Here is a 19,029-nt window from a genome sequence, read left to right on the forward strand (position 1 = left end):
GCTCTGAAACGGGCGCAACCGGCGGTGGGCAAGCTGCGCCTGCTCATGGCGATGTGGGGGCGGCGGGTTCGGGCCAAGTTGCTGGCCCTGTGCATTCCGATGCCTCTCCTCACGCCTCAGGGCCAGGTGTCATCGGCCGCGCAAGGATCGCGATGGGCAATCTTGACCGGGCGAGTCTGCTGGCGGCGATAATCGGCGGGGCGGCCTATCTGGCGCTCGCTTGGCTCAGCCTGCTCATTGCGCGCCCTGAGACGCATATCAGCCCGGTGTGGCTGCCCAATGCCTGCGCGGCGGCGTTCCTGCTGCGCGCGCAGCTTCGCAATGAAGTCCCGTTCCTGCTGGCCACCTTCGCTGCGGGGCTCTCCGCCAACGCCCTTGTCCAGCTGCCCGATCATGTCGCACTGGTGTTCGCACTGGCCAATGTGGTGGAGATCATTGCCGTTCTCGTGCTCACCCGGTGGGTGGTGCGCGGGCAATCGGACATGAACCATCTACCAGACCTTGCACGGTTCGTCTGGGCGGGCGGGTTGATCGGCCCCGCGCTTTCCGCGCTGATAACAGTGCCGGTGATGGGCAGCGGCCTTGACGCGATACTTCGCGGGGCGACCAGTTGGTTCCTTACCAACAGCATGGCGATGGTGCTGATCGTGCCGACAGCCTTGTTGCTGTTCGACCGGGTCAAGGGCCGACGGACTGCAACGCCGGCGCATCCGGCGGAAAGCCTCGCCTTGTTGATCGGCGGGATGGTTTGCACATTTCTGGTTTTCAGACAGACCTATTACCCGCTGATGTTCCTGATCCAGCCGATCACGCTGATGCACGCGTTCCGGCTGGGCAGCCTTGGCAGCGCGCTGCATGTTGGCGCAGTTGCGGTGGTGGCGGGGGCCATGACGTGGGCCGGGCTCGGCCCGATTGCCGCTGCCGGCGGCACCGGGGGCATGACCGAACTGCATCTGCTGCAGGCTTTCATCGCGGCAAATTTCCTGACCGGCCTGCCAGTGGCCGCGATCCTTGCCGGCCGTGACCGGATGACCGCCGCGCTCGAAGCGGGCAAGCGGCAGATCGACCTGCTCACCGACAATATCACCGATGCGATCCTGCGTTACGATATGGACGGTGTGTGCACCTATGCCTCGCCCTCGGTCAGCGCGGTGATGGGGGTGTCGCCTGAAACCTTTGTCGGCAATCCGGTAACTGCGCGCCTGCACCCCGATGCGCGCGACCGGACGATGCAGGCGCTGGGCCGCCTGCTCGGCGGGATCAGCGAAACCGAACGCGTCACCTATCGCCGGTTTTACGATAGTCCAGATGGCACTGCGGTGTTTCTCGAGGCCAACTGCGCGGTGGTGCGCAACCCCCAGACCGGCGCGCGCGAAGGCGTGGTCGTGGCGGCCCGCGATGTCACCGAGCGGGTTGAGCTTGAACTGCTTCTCACCCGCGCGCGGCGCCATGCCGAAAATGCGACGCAGGCCAAATCCGCGTTCCTCGCCAATATGAGCCATGAAATCCGCACCCCGATGAACGGCGTGCTCGGCTTTGCCGAATTGATGTTGCAGGGCGATCTGGCTGATGATCAGCGCCGCTTTGCCGAATTGATCGTGCAATCGGGCCGGTCGATGATGACGCTGCTCAACGACGTGCTCGACCTGTCCAAGATCGAAAGCGGCCAGTTCACGATTGATCGCGCCCCGGTGAACCTGCACGACAGCCTGGCCGAATGCGCGGCGCTGCACCGGCACACTGCCGAAAACAAGGGCCTGACGCTCGATTTTGCATGGGCTACTAACAATTGCGCCGAAGCCACGCAGCGCCCGTGGATCATGACTGACGGGCTGCGATTGCGCCAGATCGTGCTCAACCTGATCGGCAATGCGGTGAAGTTCACCGAAGCGGGGCATATCCGGGTCAGTTGCAAGATCACCCCGGATGAGGTGCAGGTGGTGATCGCCGATAGCGGGATCGGCATCAGCCCGGATCGCCTCGAAGCGATTTTCCACCCCTTCACGCAGGGCGAGGCCGATACCGCGCGGCGCTTTGGCGGCACCGGGCTTGGCTTGTCGATCAGCCGCCATCTTGCCACCCTGCTAGGCGGCCGGATCGAGGTTGAAAGCCGCCCCGGTGAAGGATCGCGTTTCACCCTGATCCTGCCCGCGACGCTGGTGCAGTCCCCCACCCGGGACGAGCCGGCCGAACCGGTGAAGCCCGCCGACCTGCCGCTCGCCACGCGCATCCTGCTGGTCGAGGATCACGACATCAATCGCCTGCTGATGACTGAAATGCTGGAACGCTGCGGTCAGGATGTGGCGGTTGCGCATGACGGGAACGAAGCCATCGCGATGGTGATCGATTCGATCATGCGCGGGCGGCCCTATGATCTGGTGCTGATGGATGTGCAGATGCCCGATTGCGATGGCTATGCCGCCACCCGCGCGATCCGGGGCGAAGGGATCGGGCCGGGGCTGCTGCCGATCATCGCGCTGACTGCCAATGCCTTCCCCGAAGATATCACCGCCGCGCGGGCTGCGGGGATGCAGGCGCATCTGGCCAAGCCGGTGGCCTTCGCGCAGCTGGCGCGGACATTGCAACGCTGGCTGCCCACCCGGATCGTCGAATCGGGCGATCCGGGCACCACAACGACCCCGGCGGCGCGCGCGTCCTTACTGGCGCACTCACCGCAGCTTATCACGCGCTGGCAGACGCGGCGGAGCGAAGCCGCAGACGCAGTGCGCGCCGGTCTGACCGATGGCCTATTCACGCAGCCTGCAACCACCCCCAGCGCCCGCCGTGATCAGATCGCCGCACTGGCGCACAAGCTGGCCGGAACCGCCGCGCTGTTCGATGAGCCGGAGCTGGGCCAATGCGCGGCGGCGCTCGAACGCGCGCTCAAACGGGGCGAAGGTGCGGCGCGGTGCGAAGCTTTGGCGCAGGATCTGCTGGCGCTGGCCGATGGAGTGAACAGCGCTGATACCCAGCGGGCGGGCGGCAGCAGCAATTAGGGTCGAAGCCTACCCCCGCTGGCCAGGAATCGCGGTTTGTCTTCCAAGACCGGCCCCTCTGCGAGCGCAAATCTTGCAGTCGGTAGCCGCGTAAACAAGCGGGAAATGCAAACGGCGGCACCCATGGGTGCCGCCGCCGCGTTTTCAAAGCCAACCCGGGGGTCAGAAATCGTAGCTGACGCCAACTTTGATCCGCCAGACCGACGAGCTGATATTGACGTTATTGTCGTTATTGAAGGCATCTTCCCCCGCAAAGCCGGAAATGATGTAGCGGCCCTGCGCATCGATCCCGGAGATATTGGCAATATCCTGCAATCCGGCAAAATTGCGCCGCCGCTGCACGTTCCAGCTGCTGTCCAGCAGATTGAGGAAATTGTCGACCGTAGCGAACAGCTTGATCTTATCATCATGACCGAACAGGCGGCCCGGCCCCGGCAGTTCCTGCGACAGCGACAGATCCATATCGTAATACCAGTCGTTGGTGCAGGTATTGCGAGGGATCGAGCTGCCGATGTGCGCCTTGGCGCAGCCCAGACCATTGGCAAAATCGACCAGGCCCTGCACCGCAGCCGCATTCGACGTAGGCGCAATGTTCGGATCGTTCACCCCTGTTGGCAGATAGACCAGCGCATTGTCATTGCCCGAAGCGCTGTCGTTGAACACGCCGCCGCCGGTGAAGGTCAGGCTGAAGGGCCGGCCCGAGCGTGCGATGAAGGAAATCGACAGGCGGCTCGCCAGATCGCTGAAGAATTCTTCCTTGAACGACAACCGCGAGGTGATGTTGTGGCGCGATCCGAAGAATCCGCGCGAGGGATCGGGGTTCTGCCGGTCAAACGCCGCCGTCAGGTCGAAGTTCGAACCAGCGGTGGAGCTGAACATATTGCGCCGATCCCGCGCATGGGTCCAGGCATAACCGAGGTTGAAATCAACCGAACCGCCTTCGGTAAACAGCCCGCCATTGAACCGCTTGTCCAGAATGAAGGAGGCAATCTGGCTGTTGGTGCTGCCCGCATTGGTCAGCATCAATTCATCATCGCGGCTGGTGGCAAAACACGCCGCAGTGACACCCGAGAAAACCGGGCCGGGGTCGAGACCGACCAGTTCGGCGTCGCAATTGTTAGCCAACGGATCGATCGCCCGGAAGATTGGGCGGCCGTCAATTGTAAAGCCGCCCAGCCCGCGTGACGGATCAGGCGTTTGCGACAGGTCGACCAGCGTAAAAGGATTGCGCATATGGCTGTAAATGTAATCGAGCGTCAGATTCCAGCCGCTGAAAAATCCGCTGTCGGCGAAATCGAGACCGGAAGTGAAGCCCAGATTGGCGCGGATCACGCTGGGCAGTTTGATATCCGGGCTAATCGATTGGGTATCGCCAAGGCCCGCAGCCGAACGATTGACCGCCGCATCCACAAAACAGCTGGGCAGGCCGGTGAACTGGCCGCCAACCACCACATCGATCTGCCCTGCCGGACACGGCGCATCCTGCGTTGTGCCGGTGGCAAAGCCGCGGCCATCATTCTGGAAGGCATTGCCGAACCACACTAGCGGGTCACCGCCGGAAAACACGCCAACGCCGCCGCGCAGCTGCGCACCGGAAAACACCGCGAAATCATTCATATCGTATGTCAGCGCCAGACGCGGCATCACAATCGGATCGAGAGCGCTGAAACCGGTGTTGTTGCCAAAACCGTAACGGGCAACGAAATTCGGGTTGATCGCGGGCGCGCCGCCATCAAACCAGTCAACCCTGACGCCAATAACGGCATTGAGCTGGTCACTGATTTCCCATTCGTCCTGCGCAAACGCCGAATAGATCGTGCGATTGAAATCGGCCGCCGCATCGACGACATTGCCGGTCGAGGAGAAATTGCCGAACGCCCCTTCGGTCGCCCCACTGATGACGTTGGCGGGTATGGTGTTGGTCAGGTTGTTACCAGTGCCGGGTGACAGCAGGCCAGCTTCCAGATCGGCAATGTTGCGGAACACCAAGGTACCGGTCGCGTTCTGCACGAACAGGTTGAACAGCGATACACGGTTGTATTCAACCCCGACTTTGAAATGATGCGCGCCCGCATCCAGCTTTAACGCAGCGCGGAACTGATCAACATTGGTCCGCAGATCGTTGGCTGAACGCGAATTGCCCGGCCCAGCCATTACGGTGCCGTCAATTCCGGTCGGGTTATCGATGCCGACGATGATGCGCGGGATCGGATTGTCCGACTGCGCTTCGCCGCCGCCGATCGGATCCTGCAGATCGCGCACTTCTGAACGCGAATAGCGGATTTCGGACGAAAGATTGTCGGACCATTGCGAAAACAGGCGGCCCGAATAATAGTTCGATTTGGTGCCACTGATGCGGAAAGTGTTTTGGCCCACAGCCTGCGGGCTGTTGCCGGTGAACAGGTCATCCGCCAGCGTGGAGCCTTCTTCGAGCCGCTGATAGGTCGTTTCCAGACGGTGATCATCGTTGATCTGGAGATCGCCGCGCAGGAAATAGCGGTTGTTGGTGAACGGACGGCTGGTCACCAGATCACCGGTATCAATGCCGTAAACGCGATTGAGAACCTCACGAACTTCGTTGAACTGATCGACAGAAATACCGACCTGCTCGTTCGGGAAATTGGCCCCCGTCGGGCCATCATCCTGCGATTGGCCGGCTTCCTGATGTTCATAGGCGCCAAACAGGAACAGACGGTCCTTGATCACCGGGCCGCCAAGATAGACACCCCAGCGCTTGTCTGCCTCGATCGGGGCGACATTGCGGATTTCGCCGTCAGCTACAACCTTGTTGCCGCGCAGGCCATTGTCCGAATATTCGAAAAACCCGCCGAAATGGTAATCATTGCTGCCCGATTTGGTCACCACATTGATCGCGCAGCCGGTGAAATTGCCGTAATCGACATCGAACGGCGCAAATTGAACCTGCGTTTCACGCACTGCGTCAAACGGGATCGGGGTCGAACTGCGCGAGCTGAAACCGGTATCGTTGAGGCCGAAAATGTCGCCCTGACTGATCCCGTCAACCGTAAAGGCATTGCCGCGATCATTGCCGCCAAGGCAACTGATCCGGTCTGCGCCCGAACCACCATCGTCGCGGTCCAGGCTGACGCGCGGATCGAACCGGATGATGTCGCGGATATCGCGGTTGAAACTGGGGGAGTTTTCGAGCACTTCGAGCGAAAATGCTGAACCAGGGCCGGTCGCCAATTGTGTCACCGTGGCCCGTGTGCCGGATACGACGATGGTGCCGGACCCCACCGCAAGCGAGAAGCTGACCCCGGTTGCGCCCTGCAACGAGGTATTGATGTCAGAAATCGTCTGGCCTTCGAAACCCTCGGCATTGGCGGAGACGGTATAGGGACCGCCGACAATCAGGTTGGTTGCCGAAAATCTGCCACCCGCATCGGTTGTGGTGGTGCGCGATGCACCCGTGCGCGTATCGGTTACAATGACCGTCGCCCCGGAAATCGGCGTGCCGCTATCGTCTTGCACCGTGCCTTGGATACTGGAGGTGATCTGCTGCGCCATCACCGGCGCAGGCAAGATAGCGGCTGCGGAGAGGCTGACGATGCTGGCCGCGAGGAGATATTTAAGCTTCATGTGTGGAGCCCCTGAAACAATGGAAAATTACGGTAACGCGGGCCGCCCTAGCCCTGAACGCTTGCGGAAAAACGACTGTTCTGTGACAATTTGATGAAACACCCTTCCCCGATGCGCCGATTGCATAATGCGCGCTTTTCCGAACACCAGAAGACTCTCGGAGTTGCGCCATATCTGCGCGCGAGTGTTGCATCGCCGCAACGCCCGCAGGGTTTTTGCAATTGGCGGTTTACAGCCCCGAATGGCGAAAATCAGGCGAGATTGATCTCGCGCAGCCGCTGCATCAGGAAATCATGCGCGGTGATCGGTGCCGGCGGCGGAGTCGCGGCGCCTGCATCAATGCATTCGGGCAGTGGTTCAATCAGGAAATCGGGCCGGAAATGCAGGAAAAACGGCATCGAGAACCGCGCCCGCCGCGCCGCTTCACCGCGCGGATTGACCACCCGGTGCGTGGTTGAACGCAGCCGCCCGTTGGTCTGGCGTTCCAGCATATCGCCAACATTGATCACCAGCGCGCCCGGCGGCACATCAACCGCGTGCCATTCGCCCTGACGGGTGAGCAGTTCGAGCCCGGCTTCCTCGGCCCCCAGCAGCAGGGTGATGGTGTTGATGTCTTCATGCGCAGCGGCGCGAATCGCACCTTCGGGCGCGCCTTCGCCCAGCGGCGGATAATGCAGCAGCCGCATCACCGAATTGCCGTCTTCAATGCTGTCCGCAAAGAAATCGCGCGGACGGCCCAGATGCAGCGCAATAGCTTCGAGCACGCGCGCGCCGGCCACTTCGAACGCGGCGAACAGCGCGCTCATGGTTTCGCGGAAGCCTTCGACCTCGTCCGGCCAGATATTGGGTGCCATGAATTCAGCCAGCGGGTGGCCCGGCGGCAGGGTGCGGCCAACGTGCCAGAATTCCTTCAGGTCGAACACCTCGGCGTCCTTGGCCTTTTCGGTGCCGAACGGGGTGTAACCGCGCGCGCCGCCGCCGCCTTCGATCTTGTAGGCACGCTTGACCGGGTCGGGCAGCGCAAAGAACGCCTTGGACACGGCCTCGGCCTGATCGATCAGGTCTTGCGGGATGCCGTGATCGCGCACCACGGCAAAACCATATTCGCCAAAACTGCGCCCCAACTCATCGGCGATGGTATCGAGCGGCTGGGCGAGCGAGACTGAAGCAATGTTGATCATGACAGCCGCCTTACACCCGCGCCCACGCCGCTGCCAAGAGGGTCAGAGGTGTCAAATTACAGCGGCAAAAACAGTCCCGCCAGCGCCGCGCTCATCAGATTGGCGAGGCTGCCTGCCGCAAGCGCTTTCAGCCCCAGCCGCGCGATCACCGGGCGTTGGTTCGGAGCCAGCCCGCCGGTCACTGCCATCTGGATCGCGATCGAGGAGAAATTGGCAAAACCGCACAGCGCAAAGGTGATGATCGCCCGGCTGCGCGCGGTCAATTCACCCGCCTGCATCGCGCCGAGATCGATGAAGGCGACAAATTCGTTGAGCACGATCTTGGTGCCGAACAATCCACCCGCAATCTGCGCCTGATCCCAATCGGAAATGCCGATCAGGAACATCACGGGTGCGAACAGATAGCCCAGCAGTTTCTGGAAGCTGATATTCGCCAGCCATTCGGCGGTCGCAGGCGCGAACGGCGCGCCGATCTGATCGGCAAAGCCCACCATGCCGCCGCCAATCCCGGCGAGCGCACCGTTCGCCAACGCCACCAACGCGACAAACACCATCACCATCGCGCCAACCGCCACCGCCAGTTTCACCCCGGTCTGGGTGCCTTGCGCGGCGGCTTCGATGATGTTGGCGGGGCGATGGCCTTCTTCAAAGGTTTCGGCAGCCATCACTTCATCGGACTTGCCGCTTTCGACCATTGCCGCAGGGCCAACCGAGCTGATCCGAGCCTGCGGCAGTTCGACCTCGTGCCCGTTTTCGTCATACATCACCACGCGGGTCGCTTCGGCCAGCGAACCGGCTTTGCCGCGCGCGCGCGCCACGGCTGCCTGGCCGACGGTGTTGTCATGATCGGGAGCCATTGCCGCCGGATCATCGGGCATGATGATCTTGGCCATCAGGATCCCGCCCGGTGCCGACATGAACGCCGCCGCCAGCAGGAACGGCACCGCATCTTCACCGATGAAGCTGGCATAGGCGGCCAGAATCGTGCCTGCGACGCCCGCCATCCCCACGGTCATCAAGGTGAACAGCGCGGGTGCGGGCAGCGCGGCAAGATAGGGGCGCACCACCAGCGGGCTTTCCGATTGGCCGACAAAGATGTTGGCGGCAGAGCCGAGCGCTTCGACCCGGCTGATCCCGGTGATCCAGCCAATCGCTCCGCCCACCCAGCGCACCAGCCGCTGCATGATGCCAAGGTGGTAGAGGATCGAAACAATCGCCGCGAAGAACACGATCACCGGCAGCGCGGCGATCACAAAGGTATTGGCGAACGGGTTGTTTTCCATCGGCCCGAACACCGATGTGATGCCCACCTTGGAAAAATCGAGCAGCGCGATCACGCCGCTGGAAAGCCCGCCGATGATGGCCACACCCACATCGGTGCGCAGCACGATCAGCGCGGTGAACGCTTGCAACGCAAACGCCGCGCCAACCACGCGCAGGTTGATCCTGCGCCGCCCTGAAGACAACGCAAAGGCAATACCAAGAATAGCGATGACCCCGGCAAGGCTCAGAAGGATCGGCGTGATACTCTCGTTCACGGTAGCAACGTGCCCCTTGCAATGTCTGAAAATAGTTAAGTGACGTGATCCCTGTTGTCCGCCGGTTGGCCCCCGCAGGCAATCATGCGGGCGTGGCAGTTTGCGACGCCAGTTGCAAGCCGGATGACAGCGCGCAGCGCGGTGGCTGGGCCGTGACCGGTGACAGGCGCACACGCGCCGCTTTTCTTTTGCCCGCGCGCTGGCTAGCAATCACGCGATGAACGATACCCCATCCGCAGCGCAAGCCGCTGTTCCGTCGGCGCCAGCCAGCCCCCTTGCAAACATGCCGCTGGGCCTGTTCGTGTTCACGCTGTTATATGGCGGGATGACGGTGCTGGCGGGGGTGCTGGCATATAAGCAGGTGCAGTTGTGGCCGACCGATCTGGCGGTGGAGAGCGGGATTTTCGCGTTCCTGCTACTGGTGGTGATATCCAGCACGATGGCGCAATTATACGGACGCCAGTTTGCGCAGCGGATCGTGTGGTGGGGTTTTCTGCCGCTGTTGATTGCATCGCTGCTGATGCAACTGGTGCTGGGCCTGCCCGCTTCAACCGAGATGGTCGCGGGCCGCGCCGATGATCTGGCCGCGTTTGAACGGGTGCATTCGACCGTGTGGCGCGTGTGGGCGGCTGGGCCGGCGGCCTATATCACCTCGTTGCTGCTCAATATCTGGATCTTTGACCGGTTGAGAGGCCGCAACAGTGGCGGCACGATTGATCTGATGGTGCGCGGCGCAATCGCATCGGCGCTGTCGCAGGCGGTGGATTCGGTGATCTTCATCACGCTGGCATTTTACGGGCTGTTCCCGATCACCAACCTGTTGATCGGGCAGGTGATCGCCAAGGTGGTGCTATCGCTGGTGCTGGTGCCGTTCCTGATTACCGGCGGGGTGAAGGCGGCGAAATGGCTGGATGGGCGGGGTGCAAAACCGGGGGCTTGAGCCTGCGCTGATTCGCGGTAATCTGACTTTCGGGAATCAGGGAGGGTTCAGCATGAAAACCGGAATGATTATAGTCTTCGCAGGCACCATTGCGCTCGCAGGCTGCGCGCCGGTCGGTGGGCCGGGGGTGAGCAGCTATTATGATTGCGGTGACGGCATCCGGCTCAAGGTTGATAGTCTTTCGGGCGACCGCGTGATGGTGCAGATGAACAATGACAAGCCCGTCACGCTCCCCGCCGACAAATCCGCATCAGGCGCAAAATACATGAGCGCGACGCACCAATTCTGGAGCAAGGGCGACGAAGCAACATGGACAGTGGGCCGCATGGTGCCGATGACCTGCCGGAAAGTGGCGGTGCCAAGGGGGGTTTGAGCAAGCTTCGCATTCTTGACGATGCGAAATCGGTCGCACAGCGACCGCATTGGCGACCGGCCTCAAGCAGCGAAGCGGTAGGCCAACAAGGACGCCCTCCTCATATCCGTGTAATCGAGTGCGATCCGCACCCGCGCGTCGGTAGGGATCATCGCAAAGCCTTCAGGGCGGCGGTGCCCCTAAATCCGCCTCCAGCGAAAATACCAGACCTCGTGCCCGTACACGGTGCGAGCCTTTTGCTCATACCGCGTTTCGGGCCAGCCTGACGGGCGCACCTGCCAGTCGGATGGCTTTTCCACCACCCATTCGAACAGATCGGTGTGGCGCTGCATCACCATCAGGGCGTGGCGCAGATAGATGTCGTGATCGGTGCCGAACCGGAATTCGCCGCCCGGTTTCATCTTCTGCGCGATCAGCTTTACCGGCCCGTCATTCATCATCCGCCGCTTGGCATGGCGGGCCTTGGGCCAGGGATCGGGGTGGAGTAGATAGACCATGCTCAGCGCCCCATCGGGCACCCGCGCCAGCACATCGAGCGCATCGCCCAGATGCAGGCGGATGTTCGGGAGCTGCTGATCGGCAATATGGGTCAGCGCCTGCGCCACGCCGTTGACGAAGGGTTCGGCCCCGATGAAACCGTGATCGGGTAGCAAGTCGGCGCGGTAAGCAAGATGCTCTCCCCCGCCAAAGCCGATCTCGAAATGCAGCGGGCGCTGGTCGCCGAACAGGATTTCGCTCGTCACCGGCCCTTCGGCAGGCACGGCGATTTGCGGCAGCAGGTTATCAACCAGCCCCTGCTGCCGGGTCCGCAATTTCTTGCCGACGCTGCGGCCATAAAGCCGTGCGATTGTGGTCGGATCGCCTTCCTTGAACGCTGTCATGGACGGGGCAATTGGCACCCGACCCGACGAGGGTCAACCGGAAGGCAGCGCGCTGGCGGCCATTCCCCAAAAAAATCGTGCTGGACGCTCCGATTGCCCTGTGGTGAGCACGGGCCATGTCAGCCCTGCCCCCGACGATAGGAACACGTGCCATTCAGCCCGCCGCGCTCAACGAAAAAGAGCTTGAGGTCCTGCGCCTGCTGGCGGCCGGGCATACAGTGAAGTCGATTGCAGCCGGACTGGATCGGTCAGAAGCGTCGATCAACGAACGCCTGCGCGAGGCACGGCGCAAGACCGGTGTCGGAAGCAGCCGGGAACTTGCCCGCCTGCTCGACGCCCAGAAAATCTGGGACAAGAATATTGATCTGCCGGAGGCCGCTTCCTTCACCGAGAGCCGTGAAAGGCCGCCGCACAGTCGCGGCTTTTGGTCGAAAGGAACGATTATGATGTTGATTGCTCTGCCTCTCGTCGCAGCCGGGCTGCTGGTAACGGCCACGAACCCTTCGGAACATGGCGCAACCCCGCGCTCTGCCGCTGTGTCCCCCATCGGGCAATCGCCGCTGGTCGGGCGCTGGTCGCTTGATATTGAGAGCATCCCTGCCGAAGAGCGTCCTCGCGCAGTCACCATCGCGTTCAGTGAGGGGCCGGAGGGGCGCTGGAACACCATAGTCGAGATCGTCGCGGCGGACGGATCGCGGATGGATGCCCAGTCTGCCGCCACCCTTGACGGCGTGGCCGTGCCGGTTTCAGGCACGATGGGCTTTGTTGATAGCGTATCGCTGCGCCGTCCCGATCCCGATACGCTGGTGATGACGCTGGCCAAGGACGGTATGCGCGTCTCAACACGGGTCTATACGATCGCAAAAGATGGCCGGACCATGACCGAAACGATCGTCTGGGCAGCCGCCGGAATACCGGACATTGTCACCACCACCTTCAATAGAGTGGGCTGAAATGCAGGACGCCCGGAGCACAAGTCCCGGGCGTCCTGTAAATTGAAAAAGCGCTGTTTCGGCCCGCAAGGACCCGAGCGCCTGGAAACGCCCTCGCAAAATAAACTACGCGGCTTCGACCACCTGTTCATCATCGCGCAGCACGTAACCGCGGCCCCATACCGTTTCGATGTAGTTTTCACCGCCGCAAGCAAGGCTCAGCTTCTTGCGCAGCTTGCAGATGAACACGTCGATGATCTTGAGTTCGGGTTCGTCCATCCCGCCGTAAAGGTGATTGAGGAACATTTCCTTGGTCAAAGTGGTGCCCTTGCGAAGCGAGAGCAGTTCCAGCATCGCATATTCCTTGCCGGTGAGGTGAACGCGCGCGCCATCGACTTCGACCGTCTTGGCATCGAGGTTCACGGCCAGCTTGCCTGTGCGGATAACGCTTTGCGAATGGCCTTTCGACCGGCGCACCACGGCATAGATGCGGGCGACCAGCTCTTCGCGGTGGAACGGTTTGGTCACATAATCATCCGCGCCGAAACCGAAGCTGCGGATCTTCGAATCCATTTCGGAAATGCCTGACAGGATCAGCACCGGGGTCTGCACCTTGGCGACGCGGAGCTTCTTCAGCACGTCATACCCGTGCATGTCGGGCAGGTTCAGGTCGAGCAGGATGATGTCGTAATCATACAGCTTGCCCAGATCGAGGCCCTCTTCGCCGAGGTCGGTCGAATAGACATTGAAACCCTCGGTGGTGAGCATCAGCTCAATCGCCTTGGCGGTAGTCGGTTCGTCTTCGATCAGCAGCACACGCATCGCTGGTCCCCTGTTTGCCTTTGGTAACCCCTGCTTAGGAGAGGTTGCCGCCTGTTAACCACGACACTTGTCACCAAAAAAGGTTAATAAGAGGTTTAAGGCGTTAACGTTTTGAAGTGAGTCTTTCGAGTCACAGTGGCGGACGGTCGATTTGGGGTCGGGCGTGTGTGGATGCCCCCAGTTTTGCACGGCGATTTTGTGTCGGCTGTGACAGCTTGGCGCTTTTATCGCTCGTGTGTCAGGCCTCTTGCTGTGGCCTGCTTTTGCCACGGGCCGGTATGCAGTGCGAAGAACGAGTTCCACATCGGTTCAGAGAGTTTTGATGCTCGCGCGCCGGGACTGGTTTGCTCGTCCTGAACATTGAAGACCTCGCCGCATAATCGCCAGTCGATCTCCTTGCCGGGCTTGTCGCCCCTATGCAGGCGCAATACGTGGTGCACTGCCCTTGCCCGCCTGAAGCGCAACAATCATTCAACCGCGCGCGCAAAAGATTCATAGCTGGATTCGAAAGATTCAATCACCATATTTTTCTTCACAGATTCGATTTGGGGCTTGCGCGGTTCGCGACTCAAGCTTGCTCCACGCGTCGCGGGTCTGAACCACCCCGACAAATGGTCGATATGGTAATTTAGAGGTTAATCTGTCGTTGACGTGAGTCGCGCACTGATTCATCATCTAGTGGTTCGGCGCAAATCGAACCCCCAAGCCTTGGTGAATCACCCGCCGCTCGGATCAGAGCACCGGAGAGAGGATTCGCCCCGGCCCGAGGAACCGATACGCGCCGCGAACCGATCAGCAGGTGCAGCAACAGGCGTCTTTCGGAGCCCTCCTGTTGGCAAGTCTGTGGATCAACCGGTATAGAACAGAATTGGAACATGGCCACTTGCGGGTCGTTCCGATTCGGGGGCAAAGTGGGGCAGCAGATGGATTTCAAGGTGAGCGATAACGTGCCGGGTGATGTGGTGAACGAATTGGATGCAGGCACGCCTGCCGAGGCACAAGCGGGGGCCGAGATGTCCGCAGGGGATGAAAAGGCTGTGACCATGAACAAGGCGGATGCCGGATCGGAAGAACTCATCGCCGCCAAGGCTGGCGAAGCGCTGGCCGGCGCGCTCGCGCAAGCCGGGGCCGAAGCGGGGAAGGGTGCTACCGACAGCAAGAAGGTCAACGCCCGCCGCTTTACCGTCGTCACCGACGACAGCCGCGATGCCCGGCTGACCGATTTCGGCAAGGACACGCTGACCGATCGATATCTGCTGCCCGGAGAGAATTATCAGGATCTGTTCGCCCGCGTGGCCGATGCCTATGCCGATGATCAGGCCCACGCCCAGCGGCTGTATGATTACATCTCGAAATTGTGGTTCATGCCCGCCACTCCGGTGCTGTCAAACGGCGGCACCCACCGCGGCTTGCCGATTTCGTGTTACCTCAATTCGGTGTCCGACAGCCTTGAAGGGATCGTCAACACCTGGAACGAAAACGTCTGGCTCGCCAGCAAGGGCGGCGGGATCGGCACTTATTGGGGCAATGTCCGCGGGATTGGCGAACCGGTTGGCCTGAACGGCAAGACCAGCGGGATCATCCCGTTTGTGCGCGTCATGGACAGCCTGACGCTGGCGATTTCGCAAGGTTCGCTGCGGCGCGGTTCGGCGGCGTGCTATCTTGACGTCAGCCACCCGGAAATCGAAGAATTCCTCGAAATCCGTAAACCCAGCGGCGACTTCAACCGCAAGGCGCTGAACCTGCACCACGGCGTGCTGCTGACCGATGAATTCATGGAAGCGGTGCGTGACGGGGCCGAATTTGACCTCAAATCGCCCAAGACCGGCGAAGTGCGCGCCACCGTCGATGCGCGCTCGCTGTTCCAGAAACTGGTCGAAACTCGACTGGCCACGGGGGAACCTTACATCGTGTTCTCCGACACGGTGAACCGCATGATGCCCAAGCATCACCGCGATCTGGGGCTGAAAGTTTCAACCTCGAACCTGTGCAGCGAAATCACCCTGCCGACCGGGGTCGATCACCTGGGCAATGACCGCACGGCGGTGTGCTGCCTGTCGTCATTGAACCTGGAAACCTGGGACGAATGGAACGGCGACAAGCTGTTCATCGAAGACGTGATGCGCTTCCTCGACAACGTGCTGCAGGATTATATCGACCGCGCGCCCGACGAAATGGCCCGCGCCAAATATTCCGCCGCGCGCGAACGTTCGGTGGGCCTCGGTGTGATGGGCTTCCACTCCTTCCTGCAGGCCAAGGGCATGGCGTTCGAAAGCGCGATGGCCAAGGCGATCAACCTGAAGATGTTCAAGCACATCCACGCCAAGGCGTGCGAGGCATCAATGCTGCTCGCGCAGGAACGCGGGCCGTGCCCCGATGCCGCAGACATGGGCGCGATGGAGCGGTTTTCCTGCAAGATGGCAATCGCGCCGACCGCGTCGATCAGCATCATCTGCGGCGGCACGTCGGCCTGTATCGAGCCGATCCCGGCCAACATCTACACCCACAAGACGCTGTCGGGCAGCTTTATCGTCAAGAACCCCTATCTCGAGAAATTGCTCGAGAAGAAGTCGAAAAACTCGACCAATGTCTGGAACTCGATCCTCGAACGCGGTGGCAGCGTTCAGCACCTCGATTTCCTCACGCCCGAGGAAAAGGCGGTCTACAAGACCAGCTTTGAAATCGACCAGCGCTGGCTGCTCGAATTCGCGGCGGATCGCACGCCCTATATCGATCAGGCGCAGTCGCTGAACCTGTTCATCCCGGCCGATGTCGACAAGTGGGATCTGATGATGCTGCATTTCCAGGCGTGGGAGCGCGGGATCAAATCGCTCTATTACCTCCGCTCCAAGTCGGTGCAGCGCGCCGGGTTCGTCGGCGGGGTGGAGGCGGATAACACCACCGAACTCGCCCGCATCGAACTCGCCGCCGCCGACGGCCCGACCGATTACGAAGAATGCTTAAGCTGCCAATAGGCGCGCCCGAATCCGCCGCCTCGCGCGGCCCATTATCTGATATACTGATTCCCTAGCCGGAGGTTCCGCCATGTCGCTGCTTGAAGCCCGCTCCACCTACAAACCGTTCCAGTACCCCTGGGCCTATGATTTCTGGAAGCGCCAGCAACAGATCCACTGGATGCCCGAAGAAGTGCCGCTGGGCGAGGATTGCCGCGATTGGGCGCAGAAGATCACCGAGAACGAGCGTAACCTGCTCACCCAGATTTTCCGCTTCTTCACCCAGGCCGATGTCGAGGTGCAGAACTGCTATCACGAAAATTACGGCCGGGTGTTCAAGCCGACCGAGATCAAGATGATGCTGGCGGCGTTTTCCAACATGGAAACCGTGCACATCGCGGCGTACTCGCACCTGCTCGACACCATCGGGATGCCCGAAAGCGAATACAGCGCCTTCCTCGAATATGAGGAAATGAAGGACAAGCACGATTTCCTCAATCAGTTCGGGGTCGATACGGATGAGGATATCGCCCGCACGCTTGCCGCGTTCGGCGGGTTTACCGAAGGGCTGCAACTGTTCGCATCCTTTGCGATGCTGATGAACTTCCCGCGCTTCAACAAGATGAAGGGCATGGGCCAGATCGTCAGCTGGTCAGTGCGCGATGAAAGCCTGCACTGCGAAGGCATCATCAAACTGTTCCACACCTTCTGCGAAGAACGCCAGTGCCTGACCAAATCGGTCAAGGAAGACCTGATCGACATCTGCCAGAAGACCGTGCGGCTGGAAGACAACTTCATCGACCTCGCGTTTGAAATGGGCCCGGTCAACGGGATGAGCGCCAAGGAGATCAAGCGCTACATCCGTTACATCGCCGATTGGCGGCTGAAACAGCTGGGCCTGCAGGAAATCTACATGATCGAAGACCACCCGCTGCCGTGGCTATCGCCGCTGCTGAACGGGGTGGAACACGCCAACTTCTTCGAAACCCGCGCGACAGAGTATTCCAAGGGCGCCACAAGGGGCGATTGGAACACCGTGTGGTCGTCGTTTGATAAGCGCCAGAAGGCGAAAGCGGTGAACGAGGACGGGGTTGAAGAGGCCGAGGCCGGGTTGTTTGGGGCTGAGGCTGCGGAGTGATTGTTGCGAGTGCTCAAGTTTCTCACCTCGCCCGAATGGCTCGCATTCAGCTCGGTTGCGAGCGTATTAGGGCTGGGTGTGGCACTTTGGGGCATTTGGTTTGCAATTGAACAGATTAAAAAGGTAAAAAGCTCGTCAGAAGCTGCCGAAGAAGCTATTCAGGCCTTGAAATTCAGGATTGCCAGTTTCGACATCTTTGGTGAGGTGGCGATAGCTGAGCGATCCTTGGAGGCAATGAAAGAAGAGTTGAAAAGCGAAGACGAAATAAAGTGGCGGCGGGAGGCTGATAATTTAATGAAATCCCTTATAAATATAAGGGAGAATTTCGCTCAAGCTAACGATAAAACGTCACAACAATTATCTACAGCAATAAAGCGTGCATCGAATTTGGCAAACAAAGCTGAGAATGGTCACAGGCGCGATGCTACAGATTTAGCAAAAATAAACGATTCATTTCGTGAAATACATATCGCGCTTGTGAAGGTTAAGGTTCAGATCCAGAGAGACTAACTATGAACGAGGCGATGAATAAATTACGAGCGCTAGTCGAAGCGCTGTATTCAAATACGACTTCTGGAGCCTTGGCTTGGGCCGTACAGGCTGGATCGGATGTTTTTTTCACATCGATTGGAGATCGGCGACTTGATGTGTTTGTCGAAGAGGGAGAGCGTGAAGAAGATGTATGGATTATAATTTATAACCGAGATGGCGATAAAATAGAGTCATTTAGCGACACATTCTTTGGCAAAGCTAGGCCGGCGCGCACTCCTCATGACAATTATTATTCGCTAATGAAAGATTTATATGATGCTGCTGGCCGAAACGCTAGGGGCGCGGATAAGATTGTTAATGAGCTTCTTGAAGAGTTAGGTGTGGAGGGAATAACGGAAATTGAGGATATAAGGTTTTGAACCGCATCACCTTGGTTTTTTGATGGCAACTTAGCTACGCTCGCATCTTGTCCTACGCGCTCCTCCGATCTTGCCCATGTCAGACAAAAGCCGCTACCTCGTCCCCGCTGGCTTCGGCATCGCGCACGTCACCTACCTCCGCTAGCCGCCTCGCAAGGCGTGGCGCATTTGAAGCGCGATCACACGTATCCCCCACACGTCTCCCCGGACTTGATCCGGGGTCCCGCTGGCTTATGCTACGTTGAATAAAGAAGCGGGATCCCGGGTCAAGCCCGGGAAGACGATGAGGGATACGTGTGTGGGGGTCTGACTCTCCCCTCCTCGTCTCCCCGGCGCAGGCCGGGGCCCAGCTTTCTTGGGCGTGGATCGCACCCAGCCGCTCTGGGTCCCGGCCTGCGCCGGGATGACGGGGGGCGCTCCGCCGCGCACCCTCAAAGCAACCTTTTATCAAGCCCTTGGGCGCTATGCCCGCGCTATGGATTGGCTTGCTCCCGCACTCGACACCGCTTTGCGCCCTGAAAACATCGTCACCGCGATCATCGCGATGAACTTCCTCGCGTTCGCCGCCTTCGGGATCGACAAGTCGCGGGCCGAGCGCGGGGCGTGGCGCATTTTGGAGGGGACGCTGTTGCAACTGGCCTTCCTCGGCCGCACGCCGGGCGATATCCTTGTTGCGCGATGTCTTAGCCGCCGGGCGTGAGGCGGGGCGTTCAGTAGTTCTGTAATCGGGCTCCAACCGCGCGCATTACCCGCCGCCAAACAG

The 19,029-nt window shown here is 60.4% G+C and carries 14 protein-coding genes; 9 read left to right on the plus strand and 5 right to left on the minus strand.

The window, feature by feature from the left end; translation table 11 throughout:
- Positions 1–152 precede the first annotated feature (152 nt).
- The gene (locus ACSSV3_RS03330; RefSeq protein ID WP_354323722.1) at positions 153–2,996 is read left to right on the plus strand and encodes an ATP-binding protein; all 2,844 of its coding nucleotides are present in this window, start codon (positions 153–155) and stop codon (positions 2,994–2,996) included.
- Between the two features lie 162 nt (positions 2,997–3,158).
- On the opposite strand, the gene ACSSV3_RS03335 is transcribed toward ACSSV3_RS03330, so the two are convergent.
- From ACSSV3_RS03335 to ACSSV3_RS03345, 3 genes are all read right to left on the minus strand, one after another.
- Positions 3,159–6,596 carry a TonB-dependent receptor gene (locus ACSSV3_RS03335; RefSeq protein WP_354323724.1) on the minus strand — a complete coding sequence of 1,146 codons (3,438 nt, stop codon included), beginning with the start codon at positions 6,594–6,596 and terminating at the stop codon, positions 3,159–3,161.
- 251 nt (positions 6,597–6,847) lie between these two features.
- Positions 6,848–7,777 (minus strand): isopenicillin N synthase family dioxygenase, encoded by a 930-nt coding sequence (locus ACSSV3_RS03340; protein WP_354323725.1) that lies wholly within the window; start codon positions 7,775–7,777, stop codon positions 6,848–6,850.
- A 56-nt stretch (positions 7,778–7,833) separates the two neighbouring features.
- Positions 7,834–9,315 (minus strand): NupC/NupG family nucleoside CNT transporter, encoded by a 1,482-nt coding sequence (locus ACSSV3_RS03345; protein WP_354323727.1) that lies wholly within the window; start codon positions 9,313–9,315, stop codon positions 7,834–7,836.
- A 217-nt stretch (positions 9,316–9,532) separates the two neighbouring features.
- Between ACSSV3_RS03345 and ACSSV3_RS03350 the strand changes: the two genes are divergently transcribed.
- Both ACSSV3_RS03350 and ACSSV3_RS03355 read left to right on the plus strand, forming a co-directional pair.
- Entirely contained in the window at positions 9,533–10,255 is a 723-nt protein-coding gene (locus ACSSV3_RS03350; protein ID WP_354323728.1) for a queuosine precursor transporter, read from the plus strand.
- Positions 10,256–10,307: 52 nt separating this feature from the next.
- Positions 10,308–10,628 (plus strand): MliC family protein, encoded by a 321-nt coding sequence (locus tag ACSSV3_RS03355; protein WP_354323730.1) that lies wholly within the window; start codon positions 10,308–10,310, stop codon positions 10,626–10,628.
- 179 nt (positions 10,629–10,807) lie between these two features.
- Here ACSSV3_RS03355 and trmB read toward each other — a convergent pair whose 3' ends face one another.
- Positions 10,808–11,509, minus strand: a complete 702-nt coding sequence (gene trmB / locus ACSSV3_RS03360) for a tRNA (guanosine(46)-N7)-methyltransferase TrmB (protein WP_354323732.1) — start codon at positions 11,507–11,509, stop codon at positions 10,808–10,810.
- Between the two features lie 116 nt (positions 11,510–11,625).
- On the opposite strand from trmB, the gene ACSSV3_RS03365 reads away from it, so the two are divergent.
- Positions 11,626–12,462 carry a helix-turn-helix domain-containing protein gene (locus tag ACSSV3_RS03365; RefSeq protein ID WP_354323734.1) on the plus strand — a complete coding sequence of 279 codons (837 nt, stop codon included), beginning with the start codon at positions 11,626–11,628 and terminating at the stop codon, positions 12,460–12,462.
- Positions 12,463–12,567: 105 nt separating this feature from the next.
- Here ACSSV3_RS03365 and ctrA read toward each other — a convergent pair whose 3' ends face one another.
- Positions 12,568–13,263 (minus strand): response regulator transcription factor CtrA, encoded by a 696-nt coding sequence (ctrA, locus tag ACSSV3_RS03370; protein WP_354323736.1) that lies wholly within the window; start codon positions 13,261–13,263, stop codon positions 12,568–12,570.
- Positions 13,264–14,186: 923 nt separating this feature from the next.
- On the opposite strand from ctrA, the gene ACSSV3_RS03375 reads away from it, so the two are divergent.
- From ACSSV3_RS03375 to ACSSV3_RS03395, 5 genes are all read left to right on the plus strand, one after another.
- Positions 14,187–16,238: a ribonucleoside-diphosphate reductase subunit alpha gene (locus tag ACSSV3_RS03375; protein WP_354324087.1), complete on the plus strand. Its 2,052-nt coding sequence runs from the start codon at positions 14,187–14,189 to the stop codon at positions 16,236–16,238.
- Between the two features lie 70 nt (positions 16,239–16,308).
- Entirely contained in the window at positions 16,309–17,355 is a 1,047-nt protein-coding gene (locus ACSSV3_RS03380; protein ID WP_354323737.1) for a ribonucleotide-diphosphate reductase subunit beta, read from the plus strand.
- 9 nt (positions 17,356–17,364) lie between these two features.
- A complete protein-coding gene (locus tag ACSSV3_RS03385; protein ID WP_354323738.1) occupies positions 17,365–17,865 on the plus strand; it encodes a hypothetical protein in 501 nt (166 codons plus the stop codon).
- Between the two features lie 2 nt (positions 17,866–17,867).
- Positions 17,868–18,266 (plus strand): hypothetical protein, encoded by a 399-nt coding sequence (locus ACSSV3_RS03390; protein WP_354323739.1) that lies wholly within the window; start codon positions 17,868–17,870, stop codon positions 18,264–18,266.
- A gap of 475 nt (positions 18,267–18,741) precedes the next feature.
- Positions 18,742–18,966, plus strand: a complete 225-nt coding sequence (locus ACSSV3_RS03395) for a DUF1294 domain-containing protein (RefSeq protein WP_354323741.1) — start codon at positions 18,742–18,744, stop codon at positions 18,964–18,966.
- Positions 18,967–19,029: the final 63 nt, after the last annotated feature.

The organism is Porphyrobacter sp. MBR-49 (assembly GCF_053628655.1).

Bases quoted from the DNA above. Each gene is read 5' to 3' on its own strand.
- ACSSV3_RS03365 (WP_354323734.1), top strand. From the start codon at position 11,626: ATGTCAGCCCTGCCCCCGACGATAGGAACACGTGCCATTCAGCCCGCC.
- ACSSV3_RS03380 (WP_354323737.1), top strand. From the start codon at position 16,309: ATGTCGCTGCTTGAAGCCCGCTCCACCTACAAACCGTTCCAGTACCCC.
- ACSSV3_RS03375 (WP_354324087.1), top strand. From the start codon at position 14,187: ATGGATTTCAAGGTGAGCGATAACGTGCCGGGTGATGTGGTGAACGAA.
- ctrA (WP_354323736.1), bottom strand. From the start codon at position 13,263: ATGCGTGTGCTGCTGATCGAAGACGAACCGACTACCGCCAAGGCGATT.
- ACSSV3_RS03350 (WP_354323728.1), top strand. From the start codon at position 9,533: ATGAACGATACCCCATCCGCAGCGCAAGCCGCTGTTCCGTCGGCGCCA.
- ACSSV3_RS03395 (WP_354323741.1), top strand. From the start codon at position 18,742: ATGGATTGGCTTGCTCCCGCACTCGACACCGCTTTGCGCCCTGAAAAC.
- ACSSV3_RS03355 (WP_354323730.1), top strand. From the start codon at position 10,308: ATGAAAACCGGAATGATTATAGTCTTCGCAGGCACCATTGCGCTCGCA.
- ACSSV3_RS03390 (WP_354323739.1), top strand. From the start codon at position 17,868: ATGAACGAGGCGATGAATAAATTACGAGCGCTAGTCGAAGCGCTGTAT.
- ACSSV3_RS03330 (WP_354323722.1), top strand. From the start codon at position 153: ATGGGCAATCTTGACCGGGCGAGTCTGCTGGCGGCGATAATCGGCGGG.
- ACSSV3_RS03335 (WP_354323724.1), bottom strand. From the start codon at position 6,596: ATGAAGCTTAAATATCTCCTCGCGGCCAGCATCGTCAGCCTCTCCGCA.
- trmB (WP_354323732.1), bottom strand. From the start codon at position 11,509: ATGACAGCGTTCAAGGAAGGCGATCCGACCACAATCGCACGGCTTTAT.
- ACSSV3_RS03340 (WP_354323725.1), bottom strand. From the start codon at position 7,777: ATGATCAACATTGCTTCAGTCTCGCTCGCCCAGCCGCTCGATACCATC.